Source organism: Aeromicrobium fastidiosum (genome assembly GCF_017876595.1).
GTDB classification, from domain to species: Bacteria; Actinomycetota; Actinomycetes; order Propionibacteriales; family Nocardioidaceae; genus Aeromicrobium; species Aeromicrobium fastidiosum.
In genome coordinates this window covers 3,102,919-3,128,505 of record NZ_JAGIOG010000001.1, presented here as the reverse complement: position 1 = coordinate 3,128,505, position 25,587 = coordinate 3,102,919, and the positions used below count along the sequence as shown (strand labels likewise).

24 protein-coding genes are annotated in these 25,587 nt (G+C 69.3%); 18 read left to right on the top strand and 6 right to left on the bottom strand.

Annotated elements, in window-relative coordinates:
* Positions 1-92: 92 nt before the first annotated feature.
* Genes JOF40_RS15595 through JOF40_RS15585 form a run of 3 tightly spaced genes read right to left on the bottom strand, consistent with a single transcriptional unit; the run spans position 93 to position 2,757 of the window.
* On the bottom strand, positions 93-722 hold the full coding sequence (locus JOF40_RS15595; protein ID WP_129183865.1) for an acetoacetate decarboxylase family protein: 630 nt from the start codon (positions 720-722) through the stop codon (positions 93-95).
* Positions 719-2,161 carry a flavin-containing monooxygenase gene (locus JOF40_RS15590; RefSeq protein ID WP_129183867.1) on the bottom strand — a complete coding sequence of 481 codons (1,443 nt, stop codon included), beginning with the start codon at positions 2,159-2,161 and terminating at the stop codon, positions 719-721. The genes JOF40_RS15595 and JOF40_RS15590 overlap by 4 nt, the downstream gene beginning before the upstream one ends.
* Positions 2,158-2,757 (bottom strand): TetR/AcrR family transcriptional regulator, encoded by a 600-nt coding sequence (locus JOF40_RS15585; RefSeq protein ID WP_188111820.1) that lies wholly within the window; start codon positions 2,755-2,757, stop codon positions 2,158-2,160. The genes JOF40_RS15590 and JOF40_RS15585 overlap by 4 nt, the downstream gene beginning before the upstream one ends.
* A gap of 55 nt (positions 2,758-2,812) precedes the next feature.
* On the opposite strand from JOF40_RS15585, the gene JOF40_RS15580 reads away from it, so the two are divergent.
* Positions 2,813-4,573, top strand: coding sequence for an FAD-dependent oxidoreductase (locus JOF40_RS15580; protein ID WP_129183871.1), 1,761 nt, complete (start codon positions 2,813-2,815; stop codon positions 4,571-4,573).
* A 6-nt stretch (positions 4,574-4,579) separates the two neighbouring features.
* Here JOF40_RS15580 and JOF40_RS15575 read toward each other — a convergent pair whose 3' ends face one another.
* Both JOF40_RS15575 and JOF40_RS15570 read right to left on the bottom strand, forming a co-directional pair.
* Positions 4,580-5,341: a thermonuclease family protein gene (locus JOF40_RS15575; RefSeq protein ID WP_209674634.1), complete on the bottom strand. Its 762-nt coding sequence runs from the start codon at positions 5,339-5,341 to the stop codon at positions 4,580-4,582.
* A gap of 46 nt (positions 5,342-5,387) precedes the next feature.
* Positions 5,388-6,020 carry a hypothetical protein gene (locus tag JOF40_RS15570; RefSeq protein ID WP_129183873.1) on the bottom strand — a complete coding sequence of 211 codons (633 nt, stop codon included), beginning with the start codon at positions 6,018-6,020 and terminating at the stop codon, positions 5,388-5,390.
* Positions 6,021-6,216: 196 nt separating this feature from the next.
* Between JOF40_RS15570 and thrS the strand changes: the two genes are divergently transcribed.
* The 17 genes from thrS to JOF40_RS15485 all read left to right on the top strand — a co-directional run bounded on the left by thrS (position 6,217) and on the right by JOF40_RS15485 (position 24,135).
* Positions 6,217-8,193, top strand: coding sequence for a threonine--tRNA ligase (thrS, locus tag JOF40_RS15565; protein WP_129183875.1), 1,977 nt, complete (start codon positions 6,217-6,219; stop codon positions 8,191-8,193).
* On the top strand, positions 8,190-8,735 hold the full coding sequence (locus JOF40_RS15560) for an HIT family protein (RefSeq protein ID WP_129183877.1): 546 nt from the start codon (positions 8,190-8,192) through the stop codon (positions 8,733-8,735). The genes thrS and JOF40_RS15560 overlap by 4 nt, the downstream gene beginning before the upstream one ends.
* A gap of 22 nt (positions 8,736-8,757) precedes the next feature.
* On the top strand, positions 8,758-9,390 hold the full coding sequence (gene pgsA, locus JOF40_RS15555) for a phosphatidylinositol phosphate synthase (protein ID WP_129183879.1): 633 nt from the start codon (positions 8,758-8,760) through the stop codon (positions 9,388-9,390).
* Positions 9,391-9,500: 110 nt separating this feature from the next.
* Positions 9,501-10,559 carry an AurF N-oxygenase family protein gene (locus JOF40_RS15550; protein WP_129183881.1) on the top strand — a complete coding sequence of 353 codons (1,059 nt, stop codon included), beginning with the start codon at positions 9,501-9,503 and terminating at the stop codon, positions 10,557-10,559.
* Between the two features lie 3 nt (positions 10,560-10,562).
* A complete protein-coding gene (locus JOF40_RS15545; protein WP_129183883.1) occupies positions 10,563-12,236 on the top strand; it encodes a 4Fe-4S binding protein in 1,674 nt (557 codons plus the stop codon).
* Between the two features lie 91 nt (positions 12,237-12,327).
* On the top strand, positions 12,328-13,239 hold the full coding sequence (pdxS, locus tag JOF40_RS15540) for a pyridoxal 5'-phosphate synthase lyase subunit PdxS (protein WP_129183885.1): 912 nt from the start codon (positions 12,328-12,330) through the stop codon (positions 13,237-13,239).
* A gap of 398 nt (positions 13,240-13,637) precedes the next feature.
* Positions 13,638-14,267 (top strand): pyridoxal 5'-phosphate synthase glutaminase subunit PdxT, encoded by a 630-nt coding sequence (pdxT, locus tag JOF40_RS15535; protein WP_281286517.1) that lies wholly within the window; start codon positions 13,638-13,640, stop codon positions 14,265-14,267.
* 58 nt (positions 14,268-14,325) lie between these two features.
* Entirely contained in the window at positions 14,326-15,087 is a 762-nt protein-coding gene (locus JOF40_RS15530; RefSeq protein ID WP_129183887.1) for a YebC/PmpR family DNA-binding transcriptional regulator, read from the top strand.
* Positions 15,088-15,227: 140 nt separating this feature from the next.
* Positions 15,228-15,725: a crossover junction endodeoxyribonuclease RuvC gene (locus tag JOF40_RS15525; protein ID WP_245343726.1), complete on the top strand. Its 498-nt coding sequence runs from the start codon at positions 15,228-15,230 to the stop codon at positions 15,723-15,725.
* Positions 15,722-16,312, top strand: a complete 591-nt coding sequence (gene ruvA / locus JOF40_RS15520; RefSeq protein ID WP_129183891.1) for a Holliday junction branch migration protein RuvA — start codon at positions 15,722-15,724, stop codon at positions 16,310-16,312. The genes JOF40_RS15525 and ruvA overlap by 4 nt, the downstream gene beginning before the upstream one ends.
* Positions 16,312-17,352, top strand: coding sequence for a Holliday junction branch migration DNA helicase RuvB (gene ruvB / locus JOF40_RS15515; RefSeq protein ID WP_245343144.1), 1,041 nt, complete (start codon positions 16,312-16,314; stop codon positions 17,350-17,352). The genes ruvA and ruvB overlap by 1 nt, the downstream gene beginning before the upstream one ends.
* A gap of 117 nt (positions 17,353-17,469) precedes the next feature.
* Positions 17,470-17,757 (top strand): preprotein translocase subunit YajC, encoded by a 288-nt coding sequence (gene yajC, locus JOF40_RS15510; protein ID WP_188111821.1) that lies wholly within the window; start codon positions 17,470-17,472, stop codon positions 17,755-17,757.
* Entirely contained in the window at positions 17,757-19,397 is a 1,641-nt protein-coding gene (secD, locus tag JOF40_RS15505) for a protein translocase subunit SecD (RefSeq protein WP_188111822.1), read from the top strand. The genes yajC and secD overlap by 1 nt, the downstream gene beginning before the upstream one ends.
* Positions 19,397-20,497, top strand: coding sequence for a protein translocase subunit SecF (gene secF / locus JOF40_RS15500; protein ID WP_188111823.1), 1,101 nt, complete (start codon positions 19,397-19,399; stop codon positions 20,495-20,497). Before secD ends, secF begins: the two co-directional genes overlap by 1 nt.
* Positions 20,498-20,587: 90 nt before the next feature.
* A complete protein-coding gene (locus JOF40_RS15495; protein ID WP_129183897.1) occupies positions 20,588-21,052 on the top strand; it encodes a hypothetical protein in 465 nt (154 codons plus the stop codon).
* 50 nt (positions 21,053-21,102) lie between these two features.
* Entirely contained in the window at positions 21,103-21,633 is a 531-nt protein-coding gene (locus JOF40_RS15490) for an adenine phosphoribosyltransferase (protein ID WP_129183899.1), read from the top strand.
* 267 nt (positions 21,634-21,900) lie between these two features.
* On the top strand, positions 21,901-24,135 hold the full coding sequence (locus JOF40_RS15485) for a RelA/SpoT family protein (protein WP_188111863.1): 2,235 nt from the start codon (positions 21,901-21,903) through the stop codon (positions 24,133-24,135).
* 88 nt (positions 24,136-24,223) lie between these two features.
* On the opposite strand, the gene JOF40_RS15480 is transcribed toward JOF40_RS15485, so the two are convergent.
* Complete coding sequence (locus JOF40_RS15480) at positions 24,224-25,480, bottom strand: transposase (protein WP_129183901.1); 1,257 nt, start codon at positions 25,478-25,480, stop codon at positions 24,224-24,226.
* Positions 25,481-25,587: the final 107 nt, after the last annotated feature.

Below are 25,587 nucleotides of genomic sequence, written 5' to 3'. Positions count from 1 at the left end.
GCCGACGGGTTCGCCCAACATAGGGCGCGCCGGGGCTTACGAGACAGGTCGACGCGATGTTCTCGGGCAATTCTCACCCGAGCCCGGCTCGCTCAGCGGCGGCCGAACAGGAGCCGGAACGGGCTGGCGGCCAACGTCAGCAACGGCTTGCGTCCGTGCAGGAAGCCCAGCTGGCCGTCCGCGTCGAACGTCCAACGCCCGGAGGCGGTGCCGAACCGCATCCGCCCGGTCACGGGCGACACCAGCAGGTGCCCGCCCTGGTCCTGGGCGATCCTGAAACCCGCAGGAAGCATGCGGGGCAGCCGGCGCACGCGACGCAGCACCAACGATCCGATGCCGTGCGCGCTGTACGAGACGTGCGGCGTGACGTCGAAGTCGGCCAGCTGCTTGGGGATGGCCCACAGGTCGCGTCCACCGTCACGGGAGGCCTCGCTGTTGACCCAGATGTGCGTGATCGACACGCGGATGCGCCAGCCGTCGCGCACGAGCACCGTCGACATGATCTCGTCGTACGTCAATGGGCTCGGCTCTTCGTAGACGAAGAACGCCGTGCCGACGATGCCGCGACCGAACAGCGTAATGGCCTTCGTAGCGGGGGAGTGCGGAGCGGGGAGGTCGGCCACCGGGACGAGCCACGCCGCGACGTACGCGTGCCCGTGGAGGTCCCACGGCTCAGGGGGGTAGGAGTGCGAAGAAGAGGGCTGTGCAGAAGAGGACGTCATGACCAGTGGAACGCTTTCGGGTCGAGCACCTTGGTGCGCTGGGCGTACGGATGGGTCGAGCCGGGCCAGTTGGACGTGATGCGCCCCGAGGCGTGCCGGTACCAGCTGTCGCAGTGCGCCCACACGGAGTGCGAGAGCCTCTGCTGGACGTCGCGGTCGTAGGCCTCGTCGGCCTCCGCGGTGACCTCGACGGAGCGGTAGGAGCCGGCCACGAGCCGGTCGACCGCCTGGCGCATGTGTCGCGCCTGCGCCTCGAGCATGTAGATGATCGACCCGCCGCCGAGGTTGGTGTTGGGCCCGTAGGTGACCAGCAGGTTCGGGAAGTTCGGCACGTAGATGCCGAGATAGGCCCGCGCGCCATCGGCCCACTGGGCCGCGAGCTTCTGCCCACCGGGTCCCGTGATGTCGATCGACTCGAGGAACTCCTGCGCGTCGAAGCCGGTCGCGTAGATGATGACGTCGACGTCGTGGGTCGTGCCGTCGCCCGTGACGACCCCGGTGGGCGTGATCTCGCTGATCGGCTCGGTGACGAGGTCGACGTGCGCCTGCGCGATCGCCGGGTAGTAGCTGTTGGCGAACAGGATGCGCTTGCACCCGACGGGGTAGTCGGGGGTCAGCTTGGCGCGCAGCAGCGGGTCCTTGATGCGCGCTCGCAGGTGCTGGTGGGCGAGGGCGCTGATGCCCTTGCCCACCAGCGAGTCGTCGTCGAGGCCGCGCGAGAACTGCTCGGCCAGCCCCCACGACCCGGCACGCTCGGCCTTCAGCGCTCCCGGGGCGTGCTTGAGCATGCGCCGGTAGACCGGCCCGAACCGCTGGTCGGGCTTGGGCAGGATGTATGACGGCGTGCGCTGGAACACCACGAGCTCGGACGCCTGCTCGGCGACGTGCGGGATGAACTGGATCGCGCTCGCACCGGTGCCGACCACCGCGACCTTCTTGCCGCGCAGATCGACGTCGTGGTCCCAGCGCGCCGAGTGGAACGCCGTGCCCTCGAACGTGTCGACGCCGGGGATGCGGGGGAGGACGGGTTGCGAGAGCTGACCGACGGCCGTCACGAGGACGTCGACGGTCTGCTGCGAGCCGTCGCCGAACCGGACGGTCCACGCCGCCGCCTCTTCGTCGTAGGCCGCCCCCACGACCTCGGTGCCGAGCTGGACGAGCGGCGTGATGCCGTACTTGTCGGCGGTCGCCCGGATGTACGTCAGGATCTCCGGCTGCCCGCCGTACCGCGACCGCCAGTCGGCCGAGGGCTCGAACGAGAACGAGTAGAGCGGCGACGGGACGTCGCAGGCGGCACCCGGGTAGGTGTTGTCGCGCCACACGCCGCCGATGGCGTCCGATCTCTCCCAGAGGCGCAGGTCGGTATGGCCGGCCCGTTGCAGCTCGATCGCGACGGCGAGTGCGCCGAAGCCGGATCCGATGATGCCGATGGAGGTCATGAGTCGTCACCTGTCGTGTGGTGGTCGTATCGGACGAAGAGCAGGAGGTTGTCGGTCAGCAGGTCGAGGGCCGCGTCACGGGTGTACGTGCCGCGTTGCAGCCACTCTCGGCACACGGCCTTGACCAGAGAGGCGGTGGGCCGCAGACGCGCCCGCAGACGGGGGGTGTCGGGCAGGCCGAGGGCGTCGAGCACGAGCCGGGCCGCGCGGTCGTCGGCCTCGTCGACGACGGCCTGGATGTCGGAGCTGCCGTGCAGGTTGGCGGCGCCGCTCGCGGCGACCCAAGCCTGCCCGTACGTCTCGGCCGCCTCGAGGATCCAGTCCATCGTCAGGCGCGCCCGCTCGTCGAGGGTCCGGCCCTCGAGATCGGGCAGCGCCTGCTCGGGCATCATGATCGACTCGCGCATGACGACGAGGAACAGCTCGCGCTTGTCGCCGAAGTAGTGGTTGATCAGGCCGCGCGCCACGCCGGCGGCCTCGGCAAGCTCGGCCGTCGACACCGCGTCGTACGGACGGTCCGAGTACAGCGTCCGTGCCGCGTCGACGATCTGTCGACGTCGCTCGGCCGGTGCGAGCCGGAGTCGGGGGGTGGCCATGCGCTCAGTTTCGCCTCCTATTGGCAGAGTGTCAACAAGACCGTATGCTCGGTGCATGAGCGAGTTCGACTACGACGTCCTGGTGGTGGGTTCCGGCTTCGGAGGCAGCGTCGCTGCGCTGCGGCTGACCGAGAAGGGCTACCGCGTCGGCGTCATGGAGGCCGGGCGGCGCTTCGCCGACGAAGAGCTGCCGAAGACCAGCTGGAGCGCGCCGAGCTATCTGTGGGCGCCGTGGGCGCGGTGCTTCGGCATCATGCGCATCACCTTGCTGCGCGACGTGCTGATCGCCAGTGGCACCGGGGTCGGCGGCGGTTCGCTGGTGTACGCCAACACGCTGTACGAACCGCTCGACGCGTTCTACCGTGACCGCCAGTGGGCGCACCTCGCCGACTGGAAGGACGAGCTGGCACCCCACTACGTCCAGGCCAAGAAGATGCTCGGCGTCACGACGTATCCCGGCAGCAGCCCCGCCGACGAGCACCTGCGTGCCCTCGCGAAGGACTACGGCGTCGAGGACACCTTCCACGCGACCGACGTCGGCGTGCTGTTCGGGGCCGATCACGGCGTGGAGCCCGGCGAGACCGTCGCCGATCCGTTCTTCGGCGGCGCCGGCCCCACCCGCAAGGCGTGCATCGACTGCGGTGCGTGCATGACGGGCTGCCGTCACAACGCCAAGAACACCTTGGTCAAGAACTATCTGCACCTGGCCGAGGGAGCGGGAGCCGAGGTGCACCCGATGACGACGGTCGTGGACGTCAAGCCCCTTTCGACAGGCTCAAGGGGCGGGAAGACAGGCGGGTATGCCGTGAGGACCCGGCGTACGGGCAACCCGCTGCGCCGCCGGACGTTCACGGCCGAGCAGGTCGTGTTCGCCGGCAACGCGCTGAGCACGCAGCGCCTGCTGCACCAGCTCAAGGAGACGTCCTTGCCGCACCTGTCGCCGCGCATCGGCGAGCTGAGTCGCACCAACTCCGAGGCCGTCCTCACGGCCCGGTCGATGCGCAAGGAAGCTGACTACACGCCGGGCGTCGCGATCACGTCGTCGTTCCACCCCGACGAGCACACCCATGTCGAGGTCTGCCGGTACGGCGTCGGCTCCAGCGCCCTGGGGCTCATCAACGCGCCGTTGGTCGACGGCGGCCACGGCGGCTCGCAGCTCGGAGCCGTCGTCAAGGCCTACCGCCTGCTGGGACTGCGACGAGCGCTGGCGATCCACAACCCCAAGCGGTGGGCCGAGCAGTCGATCGTCGTTCTCGTGATGCAGACGCTCGACAACTCGATCACGACCTACGTCAAGAAGGGGCTGTTCGGTCGGCGCATGACGAGCAAGCAGGGCGTCGGCGATCCCAACCCGAAGTGGATCCCGATGGCCAACAGGGTCGCACGAGACCTGGCCAAGGAGGTCGGCGGCAACGCGGGCAGCTCGACGGCCGACCTGGCCGGCATCCCCATGACGGCGCACTTCATCGGTGGCTGCGTCATCGGCGACACACCGGCCACGGGTGTCATCGACCCCTACCAGCGGGTCTTCGGGCATGAGGGCCTGCACATCACCGACGGCTCGGCCATCACCGCCAACCTCGGCGTCAACCCGTCGTTGACCATCACGGCGCAGGCCGAGCGCGCCGTGGCCCTGTGGCCCAACAAGGGTGAGACGGACGCCCGCCCGCCGTTGGGGGAGCCGTACGTCCGCGTGCCGGTCGTGCCCCCCGTCGCCCCGGCCGTGCCCGAGGGCGCTCCTGCGGCGCTGCTGATCCCCGTCCCCGAGGTGCCGCCGCGCGCTGCGGCACGGGTGCCGGAGCCCGAGCTGACGTAGCAACCGCTACCGCGCGGCCCTGCGCCAGCCTGCCGCGACCGCGTCGTCCTCCGTGCAGAACCAGCGTTCACCCCTGGCCGTGTCGATCCTCGTCTCGTCGTAGTTCTGCTGACCGGGCACGTGGTAGATCTTCTCGCCGTCGCTGGCGATGTTCCCCTTGATGAGGCAGCCGTCCTGTCCCACGGGAGCGGGGGGAGCCGGCACCGGTGGGGGCGCGGTGGGTGCGGCGCACCCGCCCCAGAGACCCCGGCGGGCCTTCTGCGCCGATCGCTGTGCCTTCAGATGTGCTGAGCGGTGCCTGTAGGCGCGTCCCTTGAACGTGTACTCGCGACCATGTCCGTTCGCGACGAGTGTCCTGCCCACGTCGCGTCGGTTGCCGCCCGCGTAGACGTATCGCAGGAGTCGCCCGTACGCGTCCCGGTTGGCCTGCGTGCGGTCGCGCTGGAGCTGCACGCGGCTGCCCTTCACGAGCCGACTCATCTGACGGGTGGCCTCGCGGGCGTGGCACTGGTCGGCGGCACCGTCGCGGCCCAGCTCGGGGGTGTCGATGCCGATCAGTCGCACCCGCTCGATGCGGCCCTTGACCATGACCTTGACGGTGTCTCCGTCCGACACGCCCGTGACGCGGTACGACGGGCCGAGCCCCGGGCCGGCGTCGGCCGGGACCGTGCCGAGTGCGATCGTCACGGCGACCGTCACGGCACCGGTCAGCACCGTCACGACGGACCAGCGGGGGAGGGTGCGACCTGCGTCGCCGCGTCTCAGCATTCCTGGAGGATAGGGGCGCACCAGGCGGTCTGTCCGGTGATCGCGCCTAGTACTCGGCCTTGACGGCGAGCTGGCGGACGAACGGCTGGATGTCGGACGTCTCGACGCCGTCGTACGCGCCCTTGCCGCAGACCGCGGTCATGACGAGAGCGAAGTCGCCGCTGCGGTAGGCGTAGATGACACCCTGCACGTCGCCTCCGGCCAGCGTCGCTCGCGACACCTTCGTCGACGCCGTCATGCCGGTGGAGCCGGTGATCAGCGGGAGCATCGTGGTGCCGCGCGAGCCCACGTCCAGCGTCGATCCGGCGGCCTTGCCCGTGCGGGTGGCGAACTCGTCGAGCACCTGGTCCTGCGTCGGGGCGGTAGCCGTGCCGAGACCGGCCGGCTGCGACAGGGTGACGGCGCACGGGGTGTCGTCGATCTGCCACTGCAGCACGCCGGACTCGGTCTTCAGCTTCTTCCACGACGGCGGCACGGTCGGGACGCGCCACGTGACGTCCGTGGGTGCGCCGGCGACGATCCCGCCCAGCTCGTCCGGGTCGACCTCGTCGGGCACCGTGGAGGACTCGGGAGCCGGGTCGACGGTCGGTGTCGGCGAGCTGGTCCGTGTCGGCGTGGTCGCCTGATCGTCCTCGTCGCCGCCGCCCCCGCACGCGCCGATCGTCAGCATCAGTGCCATGGTCAAGCCTGTCGTCGCAGCGCGGCGCAGGTACATCGGCCACCCCCCTCTTCGGCGTCGCGTCACTGTATCCCGGTTGTCCGGGCGGGCCGGCCGCCGACGAGGGGTCGACCCGGGCCGCCGACAGGGCACTAGGGTGGTGCCAAGCAGCACGCGCCATCCGTAGGGCGCGTCACATCGAACGAGGAGCTCCACCGTGTCCGACATCCAGATCACCGTCGACTCAGAGTCCAGGACGGTCGAGGCGGGCACGAAGGCCTGGCAGCTGTTCGCCGAGTCGCCCGAGATCATCGCCGCACGCATCGGCGGTGAGCTGAGGGATCTCGCGCGCGAGCTGGCCGACGGCGATGTCGTCGAGGGCGTGGCGATCGACTCGAATGACGGGCGCGACATCCTGCGCCACTCGACGGCCCACGTCATGGCGCAGGCCGTGCAGGAGCTGTTCCCCGAGGCGAAGCTCGGTATCGGTCCGCCGATCACCGACGGCTTCTACTACGACTTCGACGTGCCTGAGCCCTTCGTGCCCGACGACCTGGTCAAGATCGAGTCGCGGATGAAGAAGATCATCAAGGAGGGCCAGAAGTTCGACCGTCGCGAGATCAGCGACGACGCGGCCCGCGCCGAGCTGGCCGACGAGCCGTACAAGCTCGAGCTCATCGGCCTCAAGTCGACGGCCGGAGACGCAGCTGAAGGAGCGAGCGTCGAGGTCGGCGAGGGCGGCCTGACGATCTACGACAACCTCAAGCGCGACGGCTCGGTCGCCTGGGGCGACCTCTGCCGTGGCCCGCACCTGCCGACGACCAAGCGCATCCCGGCGTTCACGCTGATGCGCAGCGCAGCGGCCTACTGGCGCGGCGACGAGAAGAACAAGCAGCTCCAGCGCATCTACGGCACCGCCTGGGAGACCAAGGAGGCGTTGGACGCCCACCTGCATCGCATCGAGGAGGCGCAGCGGCGCGACCACCGTCGCCTCGGCACCGAGCTCGACCTCTACAGCTTCCCCGACGAGATCGGGTCGGGCCTGCCGGTGTTCCACCCCAAGGGTGGCGTCATCAAGCGCGAGATGGAGGACTACGTCCGTCGTCGCCACATCGAGGAAGGCTTCGAGTACGTCGGCACCCCGCACATCTCGCGCGAAGAGCTGTTCTACACCTCGGGACACCTGCCGTACTACGGCGAGGGAATGTTCCCGGCGCTCGATCTCGACGGGCAGCCTTACCGCCTCAAGGCGATGAACTGCCCCATGCACAACCTGATCTTCCGGTCGCGTCAGCGCTCCTACCGCGAGCTGCCCTTGCGCCTGTTCGAGTTCGGGCACGTGTACCGCAACGAGAAGTCGGGCGTGATCCACGGCCTGACCCGTGTGCGCGGCTTCGCGCAGGACGACTCGCACTCGTACGTCACGCCCGAGCAGGCACCCGACGAGATCCGCCACCTGCTCAAGTTCGTCCTGAGCCTGCTGCGCGACTTCGGCATGGACGACTTCTACCTCGAGCTGTCGACCCGCGACGACTCCAAGCCCGACAAGTTCATCGGCTCGGACGACGACTGGGCCGTGGCCACCAAGGTGCTCGAGGACGTGTGCCTCGAGACCGGCCTGGAGCTCGTGCCCGATCCGGGCGGCGCCGCGTACTACGGTCCCAAGGTGTCGGTGCAGGCCCGCGACGCGATCGGTCGCACCTGGCAGATGTCGACGATCCAGTACGACTTCAACATGCCGTCGGCCGAGCGGTTCGACCTCGAGTACGTGGCCGCCGACGGGTCGCGCCAGAAGCCGGTCATGATCCACTCGGCCAAGTTCGGCTCGATCGAGCGGTTCATGGGCGTCCTGGTCGAGCACTACGCCGGGGCGTTCCCCCCGTGGCTCGCCCCCGTGCAGGTCGTCGGCATCCCGGTCGCCGAGCGGCACGCCGACTACCTGTACGAGCTGGCCCGCCGGCTCAAGGGCATGGGCATCCGCGTCGAGGTCGACGACTCCGACGAACGCATGCAGAAGAAGATCCGCAACGCGCAGCTGCAGAAGGTGCCGTTCATGCTCATCGCCGGCGACAACGACATCGAGGGCGATGCCGTCTCGTTCCGCTACCGCAGCGGTGAGCAGGAGAACGGCGTGCCCGTCGACGACGCCGTCGAGCGGATCGTCGAGGCGATCCGCTCGCGGGTGCAGGTATGAGCGACGGGCGGGACGAGCAGGACGGTGTGGGGGAGCCCGACGCCTTCGAGCGCCTGTGGGCCCCCCATCGCATCCTCTACATCAAGGGGGAGGGCAAGCCGTCGACGTCTGACGCGGTCGACTGCCCGTTCTGCCGCATCCCTTCGATGGACGACGCCGAGGGCCTGATCGTCCACCGCGGCACGTACGCGTACGCCGTGCTCAACCTCTACCCGTACAACGCGGGGCACCTGCTCGTCTGCCCGTACCGGCACGTCGCCGACTACACCGAGCTCGACGACGACGAGACGGTCGAGGTCGCGGCCATGACCAAGACCGCGATGCGGGTCATGCGCACCGTGACGAGCCCCCACGGCTTCAACCTGGGCATGAACCAGGGCGGTGTGGCCGGGGCCGGCATCGCCGCGCACCTGCACCAGCACGTCGTGCCGCGGTGGGGTGGCGACGCCAACTTCCTGCCCGTCATCGGGCAGACCAAGACCATGCCGCAGCTGCTGGGCGACACCCGCGAGATGCTCGCGGCCGCCTGGCCCCAGGACTGACCTCAACCGAAGGAACCAACCCGTGCTCGAACGCTTCCGCCAGTTCTGGACCAAGATCTGGGCACCGCTCGGCGACCTGTTCCTGAAGCTGGGCATCACGCCCAACCAGGTGACCGTGGTCGGCACGTTGGGCGTCAGCGCCGGTGCCCTGTGGTTCTTCCCGCGCGGACAGTTCTTCATCGGTGTCATGGTCGTGACGGCCTTCGTGTTCAGCGACCTGATCGACGGCTACATGGCCCGCAAGCTCGGCAAGGCGTCCAAGTGGGGAGCGTTCCTCGACTCGACGCTCGACCGGGTCGGCGATGCCGCGGTCTTCGGCGGCATCATGCTCTACTACACGACGTCCGACGCGCAGGCCGATCTCGGTGACCCGCGGATCTACCTGTACCTCAGCCTCGCGTGCCTCGTGCTCGGCAACCTGACGTCGTACGCCCGGGCGCGGGCCGAGAGCCTCGGCATGACGGCCAAGGGTGGCATCGCCGAGCGGTCGGACCGTCTCGTCGCGATCCTGGTGATGACGGGGTTCGCGGGCCTGCTCGACCTGCCCTTCCTGCGCGAGATCACGCTGTGGGCGCTCGCGCTCGCGAGCCTGATCACGGTCTTCCAGCGCATGCGCATCGTCTACCTGCAGACCGTCGACGACCCGGCACTGTAGCTCGAACAGTCGTGACAGCGACGATGTAACAGAACCTATGTGACATTGGCATTGACACATACCTTCGGTATCCCACATGCTGTGAAGACCGCCACCCCGAGGAGCGTCACATGTCGCAGACCCTGGACCACCGCACCGCCGAGAACGACACCGTCGACCTTCCCGACATCCCCGTCGACGTCACGCCCGAGCAGTACGCCGACATCCTGCGCGCGCTGTCGCAGGCCTCGGTCGACCGTCACTTCGACGCCTTCGTCGACGTGCCGTGGGACCACCCCGACTTCCAGGTCCGCGCCGACGACCCGCGGTGGGTGCTGCCCGCCGACGTCGACCCGCTGGGCGCTCACCCCTGGTACCAGGCGCAGTCGCTCGAGCGTCAGATCGCGATCGGCCAGTGGCGCCAGGCCAACATCCTGAAGGTCGGGCTCCAGTTCGAGAACATGCTGATCCGCGGCATCATGCAGTACGTCTTCACGCTGCCGAATGGCTCGGCGGAGTACCGCTACCTCACGCACGAGGCGACCGAGGAGTGCCACCACACGCAGATGTTCCAGGAGACCGTCAACCGCATCGGGCTGCCGGTCGAGGGCATGCCGTGGCTCGTCCGCCGCCTGGCGTGGCTGGTGCCGCTGGCCGCCTCCCGGTTCCGGTACGGCTTCTTCATCGGCGTGCTGGCGGGGGAGGAGCCCGTCGACCACACGCAGAAGGCCATCTTGCGCAGCGGCAAGGACCTGCCGCCTGTGCTCTCGCGGATCATGGAGATCCATGTGGCCGAGGAGGCGCGGCACATCTCCTTCGCGCACCACTACATCCGGCGCAACGCGCCGCGCCTGGGTCGCGTCGAGAAGATCGTCATCTCGATGCTGTTCCCCGTCATCATGCGGGTGCTGTGCGACGTCATCATGGTGCCGTCGAAGTCGTTCCGCAAGGAGTTCGACATCCCGAAGTCGGTCATGAAGGAGATCTACTGGCGTGCCCCCGAGTCGCGCGAGCGCCTCCAGGAGCTGTTCGGCGACGTGCGGATGCTCGCCGACCAGGCGGGTCTGCGGCAGAGCCGGGCCGCACGTTTCATGTGGCGGCTGTGCCGCATCGACGGTCGCCCGTCGCGCTACCGCAGCGAGCCGCCCGTCGCGTTCGCGTCCGCCCCTGCCTCCGCCGCACAGGACTGATCCGTGCCCCACGTCGTCACCCAGGCGTGCTGCGGCGACGCCTCGTGCGTCTTCGCCTGTCCCGTCAACGCGATCCACCCGACGCCCGACGAGGCCGACTTCGGCCTGGCCGAGATGCTCTACATCGACCCCGTCTCGTGCGTCGACTGCGGGGCGTGCGTGACGGCGTGCCCCGTCGGGGCGATCAGCGCCCACGACAAGCTGACCGACGCGCAGCTGCCGTTCGTCGAGGTCAACGCGATGTTCCACTCGCCGCAGCGGTCGTACCCGCCGCAGGCCCCGGTCTCGCCGGTGACGGCGCGGTCGTCGCGCGACGAGCTGCGCGTCGCGATCGTCGGCGCCGGACCGGCGGCACTGTTCGCCGCCGACGAGCTGCTCAAGAGGCCCCGCGTGAGCGTCACCGTGATCGACCGGCTGCCGACCCCGCACGGACTGGTGCGGGCGGGCGTCGCCCCCGACCACCCCACGACCAAGACCGTCGAAGGCCTCTTCGGCCAGATCGAGGACCAGGACGGGTTCTCGTACCTGCTCGGCGTCGACGTGGGTGTGGACGCCGATGTGTCCCACGACGAGCTTCTGGCCCACCACCACGCGGTGCTCTACGCGACGGGTGCGTCGCAGGACCGTCGCCTCGGCATCGCAGGCGAGGACCTCGCCGGCAGTGAGACCGCGACCGCGTTCGTGGCCTGGTACAACGGCCACCCCGACCACGCGGGTCGGACGTTCGACCTCTCCACCGAGCGCACCGTCATCATCGGCAACGGCAACGTCGCCCTCGACGTCGCCCGCATCCTCGCGACCGACCCCGATCGCCTGGCGACGACCGACATCGCCGACCACGCGCTCTCGGCACTGCGCGACAGCGCCGTCCGGGAGATCGTCCTGGTCGGCAGGCGCGGTGCGGCCCATGCGGCGTTCACGCTGCCCGAGCTCGTCGGTCTGGTGCAGCGCGGCGACATCGACATCCGTGTGGAGGGCGACGACCTGCTGCCGTCCGGAACCGACGCGATGGCCGACCTCAAGCTCGACGTGCTGCGGGAGGCCGCCTACCGGCCGCGCCGTCCGGGCACCCGGACGATCGTGTTCCGCTTCGCCGCGTCGCCGCTCGAGATCATCGGCACCGACCGGGTCGACGGCGTGCGGGTGTGCCGCAACGACCTCGTCGCCGACGAGTCCGGGGTGGTGCGGGCCGTCCCCACCGCCGACGTCGAGGTGCTGCCCACGGGCGTCGTGCTGCGGTCGATCGGCTACCGCGGCCTGCCTGTCTACGGTCTGCCGTTCGACGACGTCACGGCCACGGTGCCCCACGAGAGCGGCCGGGTCGTCGGTCGCCCCGGTGCCTACGTCGCCGGGTGGATCAAGCGGGGGCCCAACGGGTTCATCGGCACCAACCGGTCGTGCGCGCAGGAGACCGTCGACCTGCTCGTCGCCGACGCCAACGCAGGGATGCTGGCGAGCCCCATCGGATCGTCCCGGGCGTTCACCGATCTCGTGGCGGCGCGCGTCGCCGACGCGATCGACCTCCGGGGCTGGCGCGCGATCGACCGGCGCGAGCGGCAGCTCGGCCGCGACGACGGCCGTCCACGACGCAAGCTCGTGAGCCGCGAGGCCCTGCTGGATGCCGCCGTGCCGGAGCCTCCGGCCCGTGGCCGGGGACGCCGCCGCGTCCGCCGCTGAGCGGCCGGTCCGCGATGTGTCCGCCTGAAGGTGCCCGCCGTTCCGGGAGTAGAATGGAGTGACGAACTCCAGCACAACAAAGGACACCTCAGTGAGCAACGAAGCAACGTCGGTCGGTCCAGCAGTCAGCGGCACCGTGCGGGTCAAGCGCGGCATGGCTGAGATGCTGAAGGGTGGCGTGATCATGGACGTGGTCAACGCCGAACAGGCCAAGATCGCCGAGGACGCCGGTGCCGTCGCGGTCATGGCCCTCGAGCGCGTGCCGGCCGACATCCGCTCGCAGGGTGGCGTCGCGCGCATGAGCGACCCCGACCTGATCGACGGCATCATCGAGCAGGTCTCGATCCCCGTCATGGCCAAGGCGCGCATCGGTCACTTCGTCGAGGCGCAGGTGCTGCAGAGCCTCGGCGTCGACTACATCGACGAGTCCGAGGTGCTGACCCCGGCCGACTACGCCAACCACATCGACAAGTGGAACTACACCGTCCCGTTCGTGTGCGGCGCGACCAACCTCGGAGAGGCGCTGCGGCGCATCACCGAGGGTGCGGCGATGATCCGCTCCAAGGGCGAGGCCGGCACGGGCGACGTCTCCAACGCCACGATGCACATGCGCAAGATCGGCGGCGAGATCCGCCGCCTGCAGTCGCTGAGCGAGGACGAGCTGTACGTCGCGGCCAAGGAGCTGCAGGCGCCGTTCGACCTGGTCAAGGAAGTCGCCCAGGCCGGCAAGCTGCCCGTCGTGCTGTTCACCGCCGGCGGCATCGCCACGCCCGCTGACGCCGCGATGATGATGCAGCTGGGTGCCGAGGGCGTGTTCGTCGGCTCCGGCATCTTCAAGTCGGGCAACCCCGCCGAGCGGGCCGCCGCGGTCGTCAAGGCCACGACGTTCTTCGACGACCCCGACGTCATCGCCAAGGTCTCGCGTGGACTCGGCGAGGCCATGGTCGGCATCAACGTCGACGAGATCCCCGAGCCCCACCGGTTGGCCGAGCGCGGTTGGTAGGCGGGACGGCTTCGCCGTCTCGCGCCTCCTTCGTCGGCGCTCTCCGCGACTTCGTCGCGGCCGCCTGGCGTTCGCTCGCTGCGCTCGCTCCGCGCCATGGTGACGTACCGGCCTGGCGTTCGGTCGCTGCGCCACGGTGGTATCCGGGGTGGGGGCGGGGTGGGTATGCTTCGGCTACTGGTCCGTGCGAGGTATGGGAGTGCCTCACATCGCGGACCGGCAAGAGGGAGCACAGCCCGTCTGGCGCTTGCGCCGGACGACGACTACTCCCTTGTGAGGTACCCCTCTGGAGGGACATCTGGAGGGCTCGACGGCGGTGGCGTATCCCCTGGAGGACCTCGGTCCTCTCACGCCACCGCCGTCGTCTCATGTCCGGTGCCCTTCAGTAGGGTGATGCGGTGCCCGTGCCGTCCGTCAACGCCTCGTCCGACTCCGTGCCCTCCATCGGCGTCTTCGCCCTGCAGGGTGACGTCCGCGAGCACGTGCACACCCTCCAGCGCCTCGGTGTCGACGCCTTCACGGTGCGACGTCCCGACGAGCTGGCACGGTGCGACGCGCTGGTGCTCCCGGGCGGCGAGTCGACCACGATGTACAAGCTGGCCCGCACGTTCGACCTGTTCGAGCCATTGGTGGAGCGCATCCGTGGCGGCATGCCGACCTTCGGCACGTGCGCGGGCATGATCATGCTGGCCGACCGCATCGAGGACGGCATCGACGGCCAGGAGACGCTCGGCGGCCTCGACATCACGGTGCGCCGCAACGCGTTCGGCCGCCAGGTCGACTCGTTCGAGGGCGACATCGACGTCGCGGGTCTGGGTGACCCCGTGCACGCCGTGTTCATCCGCGCGCCATGGGTCGAGCAGGTCGGCGAGTCGGTCGAGGTGCTTGCCACCATCCCCGCCGGCGAGGCAGCCGGTAGAATCGTCGCGGTCCGACAGGGCAGCCTGATGGCGACCTCGTTCCACCCCGAAGTGGGCGACGACGATCGCATTCACCGCTACTTCGTCGACCTCGTGAAGCAGTCGTAGACCGGTCGTCACGACCACCCAGTCGTCAGGCTGGACCGTCAGAGTCAGGAGCAGCGCCATGTCAGGCCATTCCAAGTGGGCGACCACGAAGCACAAGAAGGCCATCGTCGACGCCAAGCGCGGCAAGATGTTCGCCAAGATGGTCAAGAACATCGAGGTCGCGGCCCGCATCGGCGGCCCCGACCCCGACGGCAACCCGACGCTCTACGACGCGATCCAGAAGGCCCGCAAGTCGTCCGTGCCGAAGGACCACATCGACCGCGCCGTCAAGCGCGGCGGCGGTGTCGGCGCGGACGCCGTCGACTACACGACGATCATGTACGAGGGCTACGCCCCCGGCGGCGTCGCGCTGCTGGTCGAGTGCCTGACCGACAACAAGAACCGGGCCGCGATGGAGGTTCGCACCGCGATGACCCGCAACAACGGCACGATGGCCGATCCCGGCTCGGTGTCGTACATGTTCCACCGCAAGGGCGTCATCATGGTGCCGCAGGAGCAGGAGGGCGGCCCGACCAACGAGGACGACGTGCTGATGGCCGTCCTCGACGCCGGTGCCGAGGAGGTCAACGACCTCGACGGCACCTTCGAGATCGTCTGCGAGGCCACCGACCTGGTGGCCGTCCGCACCGCGCTGCAGGATGCCGGGCTCGACTACGACTCCGCCGATGCGTCGTTCGTGCCCACCATGACCGTCGACGTCGACGTCGACGCTGCCACCAAGATCATGCGGCTCATCGACGCCCTCGAGGACAGCGACGACGTGCAGAACGTCTTCGCCAACTTCGACGCCTCAGACGAGGTCATGGCCCAGGTGCAGTAGCTGCCCGGCCCGCCGGCGACGCCTCGGCGCGTCGGGGGACAGGCGGCAGTCGCGCCGACTACGCTGTCGAACATGCGTTCTACCTGCGTGGCACCCGCGTGAGGGTGCTCGGCATCGACCCCGGCCTCACCCGCTGCGGCATGGGCGTCGTCGACGGCACGGTGGGCCGCACGCTGACGATGGTCGACGTGGGGGTGTTCCGCACACCTGCGGAGCTCGACACCGCCCGTCGCCTCCACCAGCTCGAGCAGCAGATCGAGGCCAGCGTGGTGGCGCACCGCCCCGACGTCGTCGCGGTCGAGCGCGTGTTCAGCCAGCACAACGTCAGCACCGTGATGGGCACGGCCCAGGCCAGCGGCATCGCGATGCTCGTCGCCGCACGCCACGGCATCCCCGTCCACCTCCACACGCCCAGCGAGGTCAAGGCCGCCGTCACCGGCAGCGGACGAGCCGACAAGGCCCAGGTCACCGCCATGGTCACGCGGCTGCTGCGCCTCACCGAGGCACCCAGGCCGGCCGACGCCGCCGACGCGCTGGCCCTCGCGATCTGCCACATCTGGCGCGGGGGAGCGCAGAACCGCCTGCAGGAGGCCATCGCCAAGGCCGAGCAGGCCACCCGAAAGGCAGCCGTCCGATGATCGCCCACGTCCGCGGCCCCGTCGCCGCCGTCACGCTCACCTCCGCCGTGCTCGACGTCGGCGGCGTCGGCCTGCAGGTCATGTGCACGCCGGGCACGATCGCGACGCTGCGCATCGGCCGTGAGGTGCAGCTGTCGACCTCGATGGTCGTGCGCGAGGACTCGCTGACGATCTTCGGCTTCGCGACCCCCGACGAGCGCGACATGTTCGAGCTCGTCCAGACGGCCAGCGGTGTCGGTCCCAAGGTCGCCCAGGCGATGCTCGCGGTGCTCGATCCGGACCGGCTCCGACAGGCGATCGGCCAAGGCGATCTGGCGACGCTCACGACCGTTCCCGGCATCGGACGCAAGGGCGCCGAGCGCATCGTGGTCGAGCTCAAGGACCGGGTCGGCGTCACGACGACCGTAGCCGCGGGGGCGACTTCGTGGCGCGGGCAGGTGCACGAGGCGCTGCTCGGCCTCGGCTGGTCCACTCGCGATGCCGACGCCGCGCTCGACGCCGTCGCCGCAGACCTGTCACCCGGCGAGACGCCCGACGTGTCCACGATCCTGCGTGACGCCCTGCGCTCGCTGGCGAAGACCCGATGATGGACGACGGCTTCGAGGCGATCGTGGCCGAGGCCGGCCCCGAGGACCGCGCCTTCGAAGCCGCGCTGCGTCCCCGCACGCTCGACGAGCTCGTCGGCCAGGAGCGCGTCCGCGAGCAGCTGTCACTGGTGCTCGAGGCGGCCGTGGCTCGCGGCCGCACGCCCGATCACGTCCTGCTCTCGGGTCCTCCCGGTCTCGGAAAGACGACGCTCGCCATGATCATCGCCAACCAGCTCGGTGCCCCGCTGCGCATCACCAGCGGTCCGGCGATCCAGCACGCGGGCGACCTCGCAGCGATCCTGTCGGGCGTCAACGAGGGCGACGTGCTGTTCATCGACGAGATCCACCGCATGTCACGCCCTGCCGAAGAGCTGCTCTACATGGCGATGGAGGACTTCCGGGTCGACGTCATCGTCGGCAAGGGTCCCGGTGCCACGGCCATCCCGCTCGAGATCCCGCCGTTCACGGTCGTGGGCGCGACGACGCGGGCAGGTCTGCTGCCGAGCCCGCTGCGCGACCGGTTCGGGTTCACGGCGCAGCTCGACTACTACGACGCCGCCGAGCTGCACCGCATCGTCGTCCGGTCGGCGGGTCTGCTCAACCTCGAGGTCTCCGACGACGGTGGACGCGAGATCGCGTCGCGCTCGCGAGGAACGCCGCGCATCGCCAATCGGCTGCTGCGTCGCGTGCGCGACTACGCCGAGGTGCGAGCCGGGGGAGTCGTCGACCACGAGGTGTCCCGCAAGGCGTTGGCGCTCTACGAGGTCGACGAGCTGGGCCTCGACCGACTCGACCGTGCCGTGCTGACCGCCCTGTGCCGCAGCTTCGGCGGGGGACCGGTCGGCATCTCCACGCTCGCGGTCGCCGTGGCCGAGGAGCGCGAGACGGTCGAGGAGCTGGCCGAGCCGTTCCTCGTCCGGCTGGGCTTCCTGGCGCGCACGCCCCGGGGGCGCGTCGCGACAGCCGCAGCGTGGCGACACTTGGGCATGGCAGTGCCCGCCTCGACCGAGCAGCTGGCCCTGCCCGACGACCCTGGCTGACCGCCACGCCGTGCGGGGGAGCACCATGGGACGGTTGCCGGGTTAAACTAACCGGCGGCCCACCGGCCATGGCCCGCGCTGCGCGGGTCTCCTCACACGCACAACGGAGTCTCCACCGTGAACGACTGGGCGTCTGTTCTCCCCCTCGTCATCCTGGTCGTCGCGTTCCTGCTGCTGGTCATCCGACCCGCACGCGCGAACCGTCGCCAGTTCCAGCAGCTGCAGAGCCAGCTCACCGTCGGCCAGCAGGTCATGATCGCGAGCGGCATCTTCGGCCGGATCGACGGCATCGACGACGAGACCGTCCAGCTGCGCATCGCGCCCGAGACCGTCGTGACCGTCAACCGTCACGCGGTGTCCCGCGTCGTGGAGCCCGCACCTGACCAGACAGGCACCGACATCTGATGGCCACCAAGCCCCAGCGCAGCGCCAACCGCGCTCGTCCGCATCGCACGCTCATCGTGTTCCTCGCGACGATCATCGCCCTCTACGGCCTGGTCGCCCTCATCGGTGCCACGGCCTCGAAGGGCGACGACAGCGCGTGGCACCCCAAGCTCGGTCTCGACCTCGAGGGCGGCACCCGCATCACGTTCGAGGCCAAGGCCGACAGCGGCAAGGTCGACACCGAGAAGCTCGAGCAGGCGCGCAACATCATCGACCAGCGCGTCAACGCCTCGGGCGTCGCCGAGGCCGAGGTCACGACCCAGGGCGGCGACCAGATCATCGTCGAGATCCCGGGCGAGAAGCGCGCCAACATCGTCGACGAGGTCGGCAAGACCGCACAGCTGCGCTTCCGGCTCGTGTGGGCCGGCGGTCTGCCCAGCGCGACGGCCCCCGCCGACGTCACGGCCCAGCAGGCCGTCATCGACAAGGTCGACTGGTCGAAGCTGACGCTCGACCAGATGATCGCCGCCGAGACCCAGGGCGTCACGTCCCTGCCGGCCGACGTGCAGCCGGCCATCACGGCGCTGCAGCAGGAAGCCGCCGGATTCGTCTGCGACCCCAACGGCGTCGAGGTCGACGACACGGCCGGCAAGCCCCTCGTGACGTGCGACGCCTCGACGGGCCAGGTGCTGATCCTCAGCCCCACGGTCATCCCGGGCTCCGACATCTCGAGTGCCGAGCCGATGTACGACTCGCAGCGCGCCGAGTGGAGCGTCCAGCTCAAGCTCAAGGGTGAGAGCAAGGTCGTGTTCAAGACCATCACGACGGCCCTGACCCCCGCGCAGAGCCCGTTCGCCGTGGTGCTCGACGGCGAGGTCATCACCGCCCCCGCATCGCAGGCCGCGATCACCAACGGAGTCTCCTCGATCACGGGCGGCTTCACGGCGACGACCGCCAAGGAGCTGTCCAACCAGCTCAAGTTCGGCGCGCTGCCCCTGACGTTCAGCGTCAACGGCAGCGAGGAGATCGGACCCTCGCTGGCCGGCACGCAGCTCAAGGCCGGGCTCGTGGCCGGTGCCATCGGGCTGCTGCTCGTCATCGTCTACTGCCTGTTCTACTACCGCGGTCTCGGACTGGTGATCATCGGCTCGCTGCTGGTCGCCGCCGCCCTGACCTACGTCATGGTGCTGCTGCTCGGCAAGGGCGTGGGCTTCACGCTGACCCTGCCGGGCATCGCCGGACTCATCGTCGCGATCGGCATCACGGCCGACTCGTTCATCGTGTTCTTCGAACGCATCCGCGACGAGGTGCGCGACGGCAAGTCGTTGAGGCTCGCGGTCGAGGCCGGCTGGGTGCGTGCCCGTGGCACGATCCTGGCGGCCGACGCGGTGTCGATCATCGCGGCGCTGACGCTGTTCATCTTCGCGATCGGCGTCGTGCGAGGGTTCGCCTTCGCGCTCGGCCTGACGACGCTGATCGACGTGTTCGTCGTGTTCTTCTTCACCAAGCCGCTGGTGTCGCTGCTGGCCCGCACGAAGTTCTTCGGCCAGGGGCACAAGCTCTCCGGCCTCGACGCGTCCCACTTGGGCATCAAGGGCCGCAAGGTCTCCGAGATCGCCCGCACCTCACGCCCCGCCGGCACCGCTGGAAAGGTCTCCTGATGGGTCGCATCAGCACGTTCGGACAGCACCTCTACGAGGGCCGCGTCTCCTTCGACTTCGTCGGACGGCGCAAGCTCTGGTACTCCATCTCGGCGGCCATCGTCGTCCTGGCGGCCCTGGCGTTCATGGTGCGCGGCTTCAACTACGGGGTCGAGTTCAAGGGCGGCGTCGAGTTCACTGCGCAGGTCAAGGTCGCCAACTCCGCCACCGCCGACGACATGGTCGCGGCGGTCGAGGACTCGGGAGTGCCGGAGGCCGGTGACCCGACGGTGCAGACCGCAGGTGCCGACACGATCCGCATCCAGACCCGGGCCCTGACCCAGGACCAGGCGACGCAGGTCTCGGCCTCGCTCGAGAAGGCCGGTGCCACCGAGGTCAGCCAGAACCTGATCGGCCCCACGTACGGCAAGCAGGTCGCCACCAAGGCGCTGACCGGCCTGATCGTGTTCTTGGTGATCATCGTGATCTTCATCTGGGGCTACTTCCGCGAGTGGCGGATGTCGGTCGCCGGCATCGTGGCCCTGGCGCACGACCTCGTGATCACCGGTGGTGTCTACGCGCTGTCGGGCTTCGAGGTGACGCCGGCGACCGTGACGGGCCTGCTGACGATCCTCGGCTACTCGTTGTACGACACCGTCGTCGTGTTCGACAAGGTGCGCGAGAACACCAAGGGCATCCTGACGTCGACGACCAAGACGTACTCCGAGCAGGCCAACCTCGCCGTCAACCAGACGTTGGTGCGCTCGATCAACACCTCCATCACGGCGCTGCTCCCGGTCGCGGCGCTGCTCATCGTGGGCGCTGGCGTCCTGGGCACAGGTCCGCTCAAGGACCTGGCTCTCGCGCTGTTCGTCGGCATGGCTGCCGGCACCTACTCGTCGATCTTCATCGCCACGCCGCTCGTGGCGCAGCTCAAGGAGCACGAGCCCGCGATGAAGGCGCAGGCGGCACGGGTGCTCGCACGACGCGCCAAGGAGGAGTCCGCTCCCGTCGCGGTCGCCGCGGCGTCCCCGGCACGTGCCGTGCAGTCGTCCGGCGCGGCCAAGCGTGCCCAGCCCTCCCGCAAGCCCCGCTCGCAGCGCGGTAAGGGGGGTTCCTGACCGACGGTGTCACCGTCTCGTGCCATCATGCTGACCACACCTGATCAGCGGCGCGGGACGGTCCTGCACCTGTCGCGAGGAGGAGCACACGTGAAGATCACCCTGGCACTGGCCGGTGCCGTCCTGGCGGCGTCCCTCACCGCGTGCAGCGGCGGCGACGGGGCAGACGGTGCGAGCGGCAGCTACTGCGACGAGCTGAAGTCGGCCAAGACCACGTTCGACACGTTGTCGGCCGGTGACCTGAGCGAGCTCGAGAAGGGCTTTGCCACGTTCCACCGGCTGGCCGACGCGGCACCCGACGACCTCAAGGACCAGTGGAAGGTCCTCGACGACGCAGCATCGTCGGTCGAGGACGCCCTGAAGGACGCCGGGTTGTCGTTCGACGACCTGCCGAAGATCCAGGCCGGTCAGGTGCCCGAGGGCGTCGACCTGACCAAGGTGACGTCGTTCGCGGCCGACCTGCAGAAGCTCAACAGCAAGAAGTTCACCGACGCGCGTGCCGACATCGCCCAGCAGGCGAAGGACACGTGCAAGGTCGACCTCGGTACCAGCTGACCCGTGCCGACAGCTCGATCCGGCCCACCACCTCACCCCGAAGGACCTTCGTGACCGAGCTCGACCCCATCATCGACCGACTGGTGCGCCCCATCGCCGACTGGCCCGAGCCGGGGGTGACGTTCCGCGACATCACCCCGCTGCTGGGCGATCCGGTTGCCTACGACGCCGTGATCGACGGCCTCGTCACGCTCGCGCAGGCGGCGGGACCCGTCGACGCGGTGCTCGGCATCGAGGCACGCGGCTTCTTGTTCGGGCCGTCGATCGCGCTGCGCCTCGGCGTGGGCTTCGTGCCCGTCCGCAAGGCCGGCAAGCTGCCGTCGGAGTCGCTGTCGACGTCCTACGACCTCGAGTACGGCTCGGCGACGATGGAGATGCACGTCGACGCCGTGACCGCCGGTTCACGGGTGCTCGTCGTCGACGACGTGCTGGCCACCGGGGGCACCCTGCTGGCGGCGGCCGACCTGGTGTCGCAGGCCGGCGCGACGGTGGCCGGCAACCTCGTGCTGATCGAGCTGCTCGCCCTCGGCGGGCGCGCTCGCCTCGGCGACACTGGTTGCGGCACCCTGCGCACGTACTGACGGCCCAGCTGCCACACCACCCCGAACACCCCGAACGAACGGAGACCCCATGAATCCCCGACAGGTCCGCATCGTCGCTCTCGTGCTCGTGGCGATCCTCGTGCTCGGCACGGCGGCGACCCTGCTCGGCCAGCTCGCCTGACCCGGCCGGCGGGCGACCCCCTGCCGACTAGACTGGACACACAGTGAGGAGAGCGCGTGGCTGATCGCATCGAGACCCCGTCGATCGAGTCGAAGAACACCGACTCGGTGCCCGCTTCCGCGCGCGTGCGCAACCGCCTGGCCCGCATCGGCGGGAGCCGGGCTGGCAGCGTCGACGTCCTCGACCCGCTGATCAAGGTCTACCGCGCGACCCACCCCAAGGGTGAGATCGCCGCGATCCAGAAGGCCTACGAGATCGCCGAGCGGATGCACGACGGTCAGAAGCGCAAGAGCGGCGACCCGTACATCACGCACCCGCTCGCCGTGGCCACGATCCTGGCCGAGCTCGGGATGACCACGCCGACGCTGTGCGCGGCGCTGCTGCACGACACCGTCGAGGACACGTCCTACACGCTCGATCAGCTGACGGCCGACTTCGGCGACGAGGTCAGGCACCTCGTCGACGGCGTGACCAAGCTCGACAAGGTCAAGTACGGCGACTCGGCCCAGTCCGAGACGATCCGCAAGATGGTCGTGGCGATGAGCCGCGACATCCGCGTCCTCGTGATCAAGCTCGCCGACCGCCTCCACAACATGCGCACCCTGCGCTACCTGCGGCAGGACAAGCAGGAGCGCATCGCGCGCGAGACCATCGAGATCTTCGCGCCACTGGCCCACCGCTTGGGCATGAACACGATCAAGTGGGAGCTCGAGGATCTCGCGTTCGCGACCCTGCACCCCAAGGTCTACGACGAGATCGTGCGACTCGTGGCCGATCGCGCGCCGTCGCGGGGGCAGTTCCTCGAGCGCGTCACGAGCGAGGTCGAGTCCGACTTGCGGCACGTCAAGCTCAAGGCCACGGTGTCGAGTCGTCCCAAGCACTACTACTCGATCTACCAGAAGATGCTGCTCGGGGGCCGAGAGTTCTCCGAGATCTTCGACCTGGTCGGCGTGCGCATCCTCGTCGACTCGGTGGCCGACTGCTATGGCGTCCTGGGCGTCCTGCACGCCCGCTGGAACCCGATCCCCGGACGCTTCAAGGACTACATCTCCGTCCCGAAGTTCAACATGTACCAGTCGTTGCACACGACAGTCATAGGCCCGCAGGGCAAGCCCGTCGAGCTGCAGATCCGCACGTACGCGATGCACCGTCGTGCCGAGTACGGTGTCGCGGCGCACTGGAAGTACAAGGAGGACGCGTCCGCCGGCGCGAAGGACGGCCAGAGCTCCGACGGCAACGACATGCTGTGGCTGCGCGAGGTGCTCGACTGGCAGTCCGAGACCGAGGACTCGGTCGACTTCCTCGACTCTCTGCGCTTCGAGATCAACAACGCGGGCGTCTACGCCTACACGCCTCGCGGCGACCTCATCCAGCTGCCGGCCGACGCGACGCCCGTCGACTTCGCCTACGCCGTGCACACCGAGGTGGGCCACGCGTGCATCGGGGCCCGCGTCAACGGGCGCCTGGTCTCGCTGGAGTCGACGCTCGAGAGCGGCGACGTCGTCGAGGTGTTCACCTCCAAGTCTGCCGACGCCGGCCCGAGCCGCGACTGGCTCGAGTTCGTCGCCAGCCCCCGGGCACGCAACAAGATCCGCCAGTGGTTCACCAAGGAGCGGCGCGAGGAGGCCATCGAGCGAGGCAAGGACCTCATCGCCAAGCAGATGCGTAAGGAGGGCCTGCCGCTGCACCGGCTCTTCAAGCACGAGACGCTGTCCACCGTCGCGCAGGAGCTGCACCTGCCCGACGTCTCGATGCTGTACGCGGCCGTCGGCGAGGGCAACGTCGGGCCCCAGAGCGTCGTCGAGCGCGTCATCGACCTCGCAGGCGGACGTGAGGGCGCGCAGGAGGACCTCGCCGAGGCCACGACGCTCCCGGGCATCGGCCGGCAGCGTCCCCGCTCCGAGAACCGCGACGCCGGCGTCATCGTCGAGGGCCTCGACGGCGACGTCATGATCAAGCTCGCGCGATGCTGCACCCCGGTGCCGGGCGATGACATCGAGGGCTTCGTCACGCGCGGTGCCGGGGTCTCGGTGCACCGCACCGACTGCGTCAACCTGCTCGCCCTGCGGAGTCAGCCGGAGCGCCTCGTGCAGGTGCGGTGGGCACCGACCGGCAAGAGCACGTTCCTGGTGGCGGTGCAGGTCGAGGGCCTCGATCGTCCGCGGCTGCTCAGCGACATCACCCGGGTCATCTCCGACCAGCACGTCAACATCCTGTCGGCGTCGCTGTCGACCGGACGCGACCGCGTCGCCAAGTCGAAGTTCACCTTCGAGATGGCCGATCCCAAGCACCTGGGCCACGTGCTGTCGGCCGTCCGCACCGTCGAGGGCGTCTTCGACGTCTACCGCCTCACCCAATAACGCTGACGCGTGGGTTCCGCCCCGCTGACGCGTGGGTTCCGCCCCGCTGACGCGTGGTTTGCGCCCCGCTGACACGTGGTTTGCGGGCTCATCCCAATCGGGGGTGTAGAAGTTGGGGTCTGAAGCCGCCGGTCTCGAGCAGGCTTCGGGCGATGTAGTTGGTCAGGTTGCGAAACCCGAGTGCGGAGCCGCGCAGGTGTTCGAGCCGTCCGTTGAGCGCCTCGGTCGGCCCGTTGCTGGTGCCGGGTCGTTCGAAGTAGGCGAGCACGTCAGCGGCTCGCTTCTTCAGGGTCCGGCCCAGGGTGGTGAGCTCGGTGAGCACCTTGGGGACGCCGGCGCTGAGGTCGGTGCTCAGCTTCTCCACGAGCTCGCGGCCACGTTGCCGGTCCTCGTGGCGATAGGCGGCGATCATGCGCTGGTAGACACCCCAGTTCGCCTCGACCTCGACGTGAGCGTCATCAACGAACAGCGCGCGTAGCCTGTCGCTCTGCTTGTCGGTGAGCAGGTCCGCGCCGGTGTGCAGCGTGCGCCGCGACTTGTAGAGCGGGTCGTCCCTGAACCCACGGTGCCCGTGGATCGCGAGTTGGACCCGGCGCCGGCACCTGTCGAGGGCGTCACCGGCCAAGCGCACGACGTGGAAGGGATCCATCACCGTGACCGCGTCACGGAAGGCGTCGTCGCGGTCGGCGAGCCAGGTCTTGAACGCCGCCTTCGACCGGCCCTCGACCATGTCCAGCAGCCTTGCTGGGCCGGCGCCATCGCGGACCGGGGTGAGGTCGATGATCACGGTGACGTACTTGTCGCCACGCCTGGTGTGGCGCCAGACGTGCTCATCGACGCCAATGACCTTCACGCCCTCGAACCGCGTGGGGTCGTTGATCAGCAGCCGCTTGCCTTCGGCCAGGACCGCGTTGTTGGCGGTGTCCCACGCGACCCCGAGTCCCTCGGCGACACGGGCGACGGTGAGGTGTGCGACCACGATCCCTTCCAGCGCCCACCGCAGCCCGGTGCGCGAGAGCTTCGCGCGTGGCTCCGCCGCGGCGCTGGTGTCTTGGCGCCACACGTGTCCGCAGTCGGCACAGCGGTAGCGGCGCACTACAACTTCCAGCACGGTCGGTCGCCAGCCCAGCGGCTCGTGGGCCAACCGCCGGATCACGGTGTCACGAGCAGCGCCTTCGCTGCCGCACCGTCGGCACCAGTGATCTGGTTCCACCACGCGGCACGCGAGGACCGCACGATCCGGTTCAAGTCGTTGCCCGGTCACGCTCAGACCGAGGCCGTCGAGTCGAGCGAAGGCGGTCAGGTCAGGGCGGCCGAGGCCGGCCGGCGGGGTAGCGTCGGACACGTCGAGGTCTTTCGGATGGATGGCGTAGGAACCTCCGTCGTCGGGAGACCTCGACGTCTATCTGCGGACCGACGCGCCCGGCCGACCTACACCGTCATCTGGGAAGA

Excerpts from the sequence above, each read along its gene's own strand:
- JOF40_RS15595 (WP_129183865.1), bottom strand. The coding sequence starts at position 722 with ATGACGTCCTCTTCTGCACAGCCCTCTTCTTCGCACTCCTACCCCCCT.
- JOF40_RS15590 (WP_129183867.1), bottom strand. The coding sequence starts at position 2,161 with ATGACCTCCATCGGCATCATCGGATCCGGCTTCGGCGCACTCGCCGTC.
- JOF40_RS15585 (WP_188111820.1), bottom strand. The coding sequence starts at position 2,757 with ATGGCCACCCCCCGACTCCGGCTCGCACCGGCCGAGCGACGTCGACAG.
- JOF40_RS15580 (WP_129183871.1), top strand. The coding sequence starts at position 2,813 with ATGAGCGAGTTCGACTACGACGTCCTGGTGGTGGGTTCCGGCTTCGGA.
- JOF40_RS15575 (WP_209674634.1), bottom strand. The coding sequence starts at position 5,341 with ATGCTGAGACGCGGCGACGCAGGTCGCACCCTCCCCCGCTGGTCCGTC.
- JOF40_RS15570 (WP_129183873.1), bottom strand. The coding sequence starts at position 6,020 with ATGGCACTGATGCTGACGATCGGCGCGTGCGGGGGCGGCGGCGACGAG.
- JOF40_RS15560 (WP_129183877.1), top strand. The coding sequence starts at position 8,190 with ATGAGCGACGGGCGGGACGAGCAGGACGGTGTGGGGGAGCCCGACGCC.
- JOF40_RS15550 (WP_129183881.1), top strand. The coding sequence starts at position 9,501 with ATGTCGCAGACCCTGGACCACCGCACCGCCGAGAACGACACCGTCGAC.
- JOF40_RS15530 (WP_129183887.1), top strand. The coding sequence starts at position 14,326 with ATGTCAGGCCATTCCAAGTGGGCGACCACGAAGCACAAGAAGGCCATC.
- JOF40_RS15525 (WP_245343726.1), top strand. The coding sequence starts at position 15,228 with ATGGGCGTCGTCGACGGCACGGTGGGCCGCACGCTGACGATGGTCGAC.
- ruvA (WP_129183891.1), top strand. The coding sequence starts at position 15,722 with ATGATCGCCCACGTCCGCGGCCCCGTCGCCGCCGTCACGCTCACCTCC.
- ruvB (WP_245343144.1), top strand. The coding sequence starts at position 16,312 with ATGGACGACGGCTTCGAGGCGATCGTGGCCGAGGCCGGCCCCGAGGAC.
- secD (WP_188111822.1), top strand. The coding sequence starts at position 17,757 with ATGGCCACCAAGCCCCAGCGCAGCGCCAACCGCGCTCGTCCGCATCGC.
- secF (WP_188111823.1), top strand. The coding sequence starts at position 19,397 with ATGGGTCGCATCAGCACGTTCGGACAGCACCTCTACGAGGGCCGCGTC.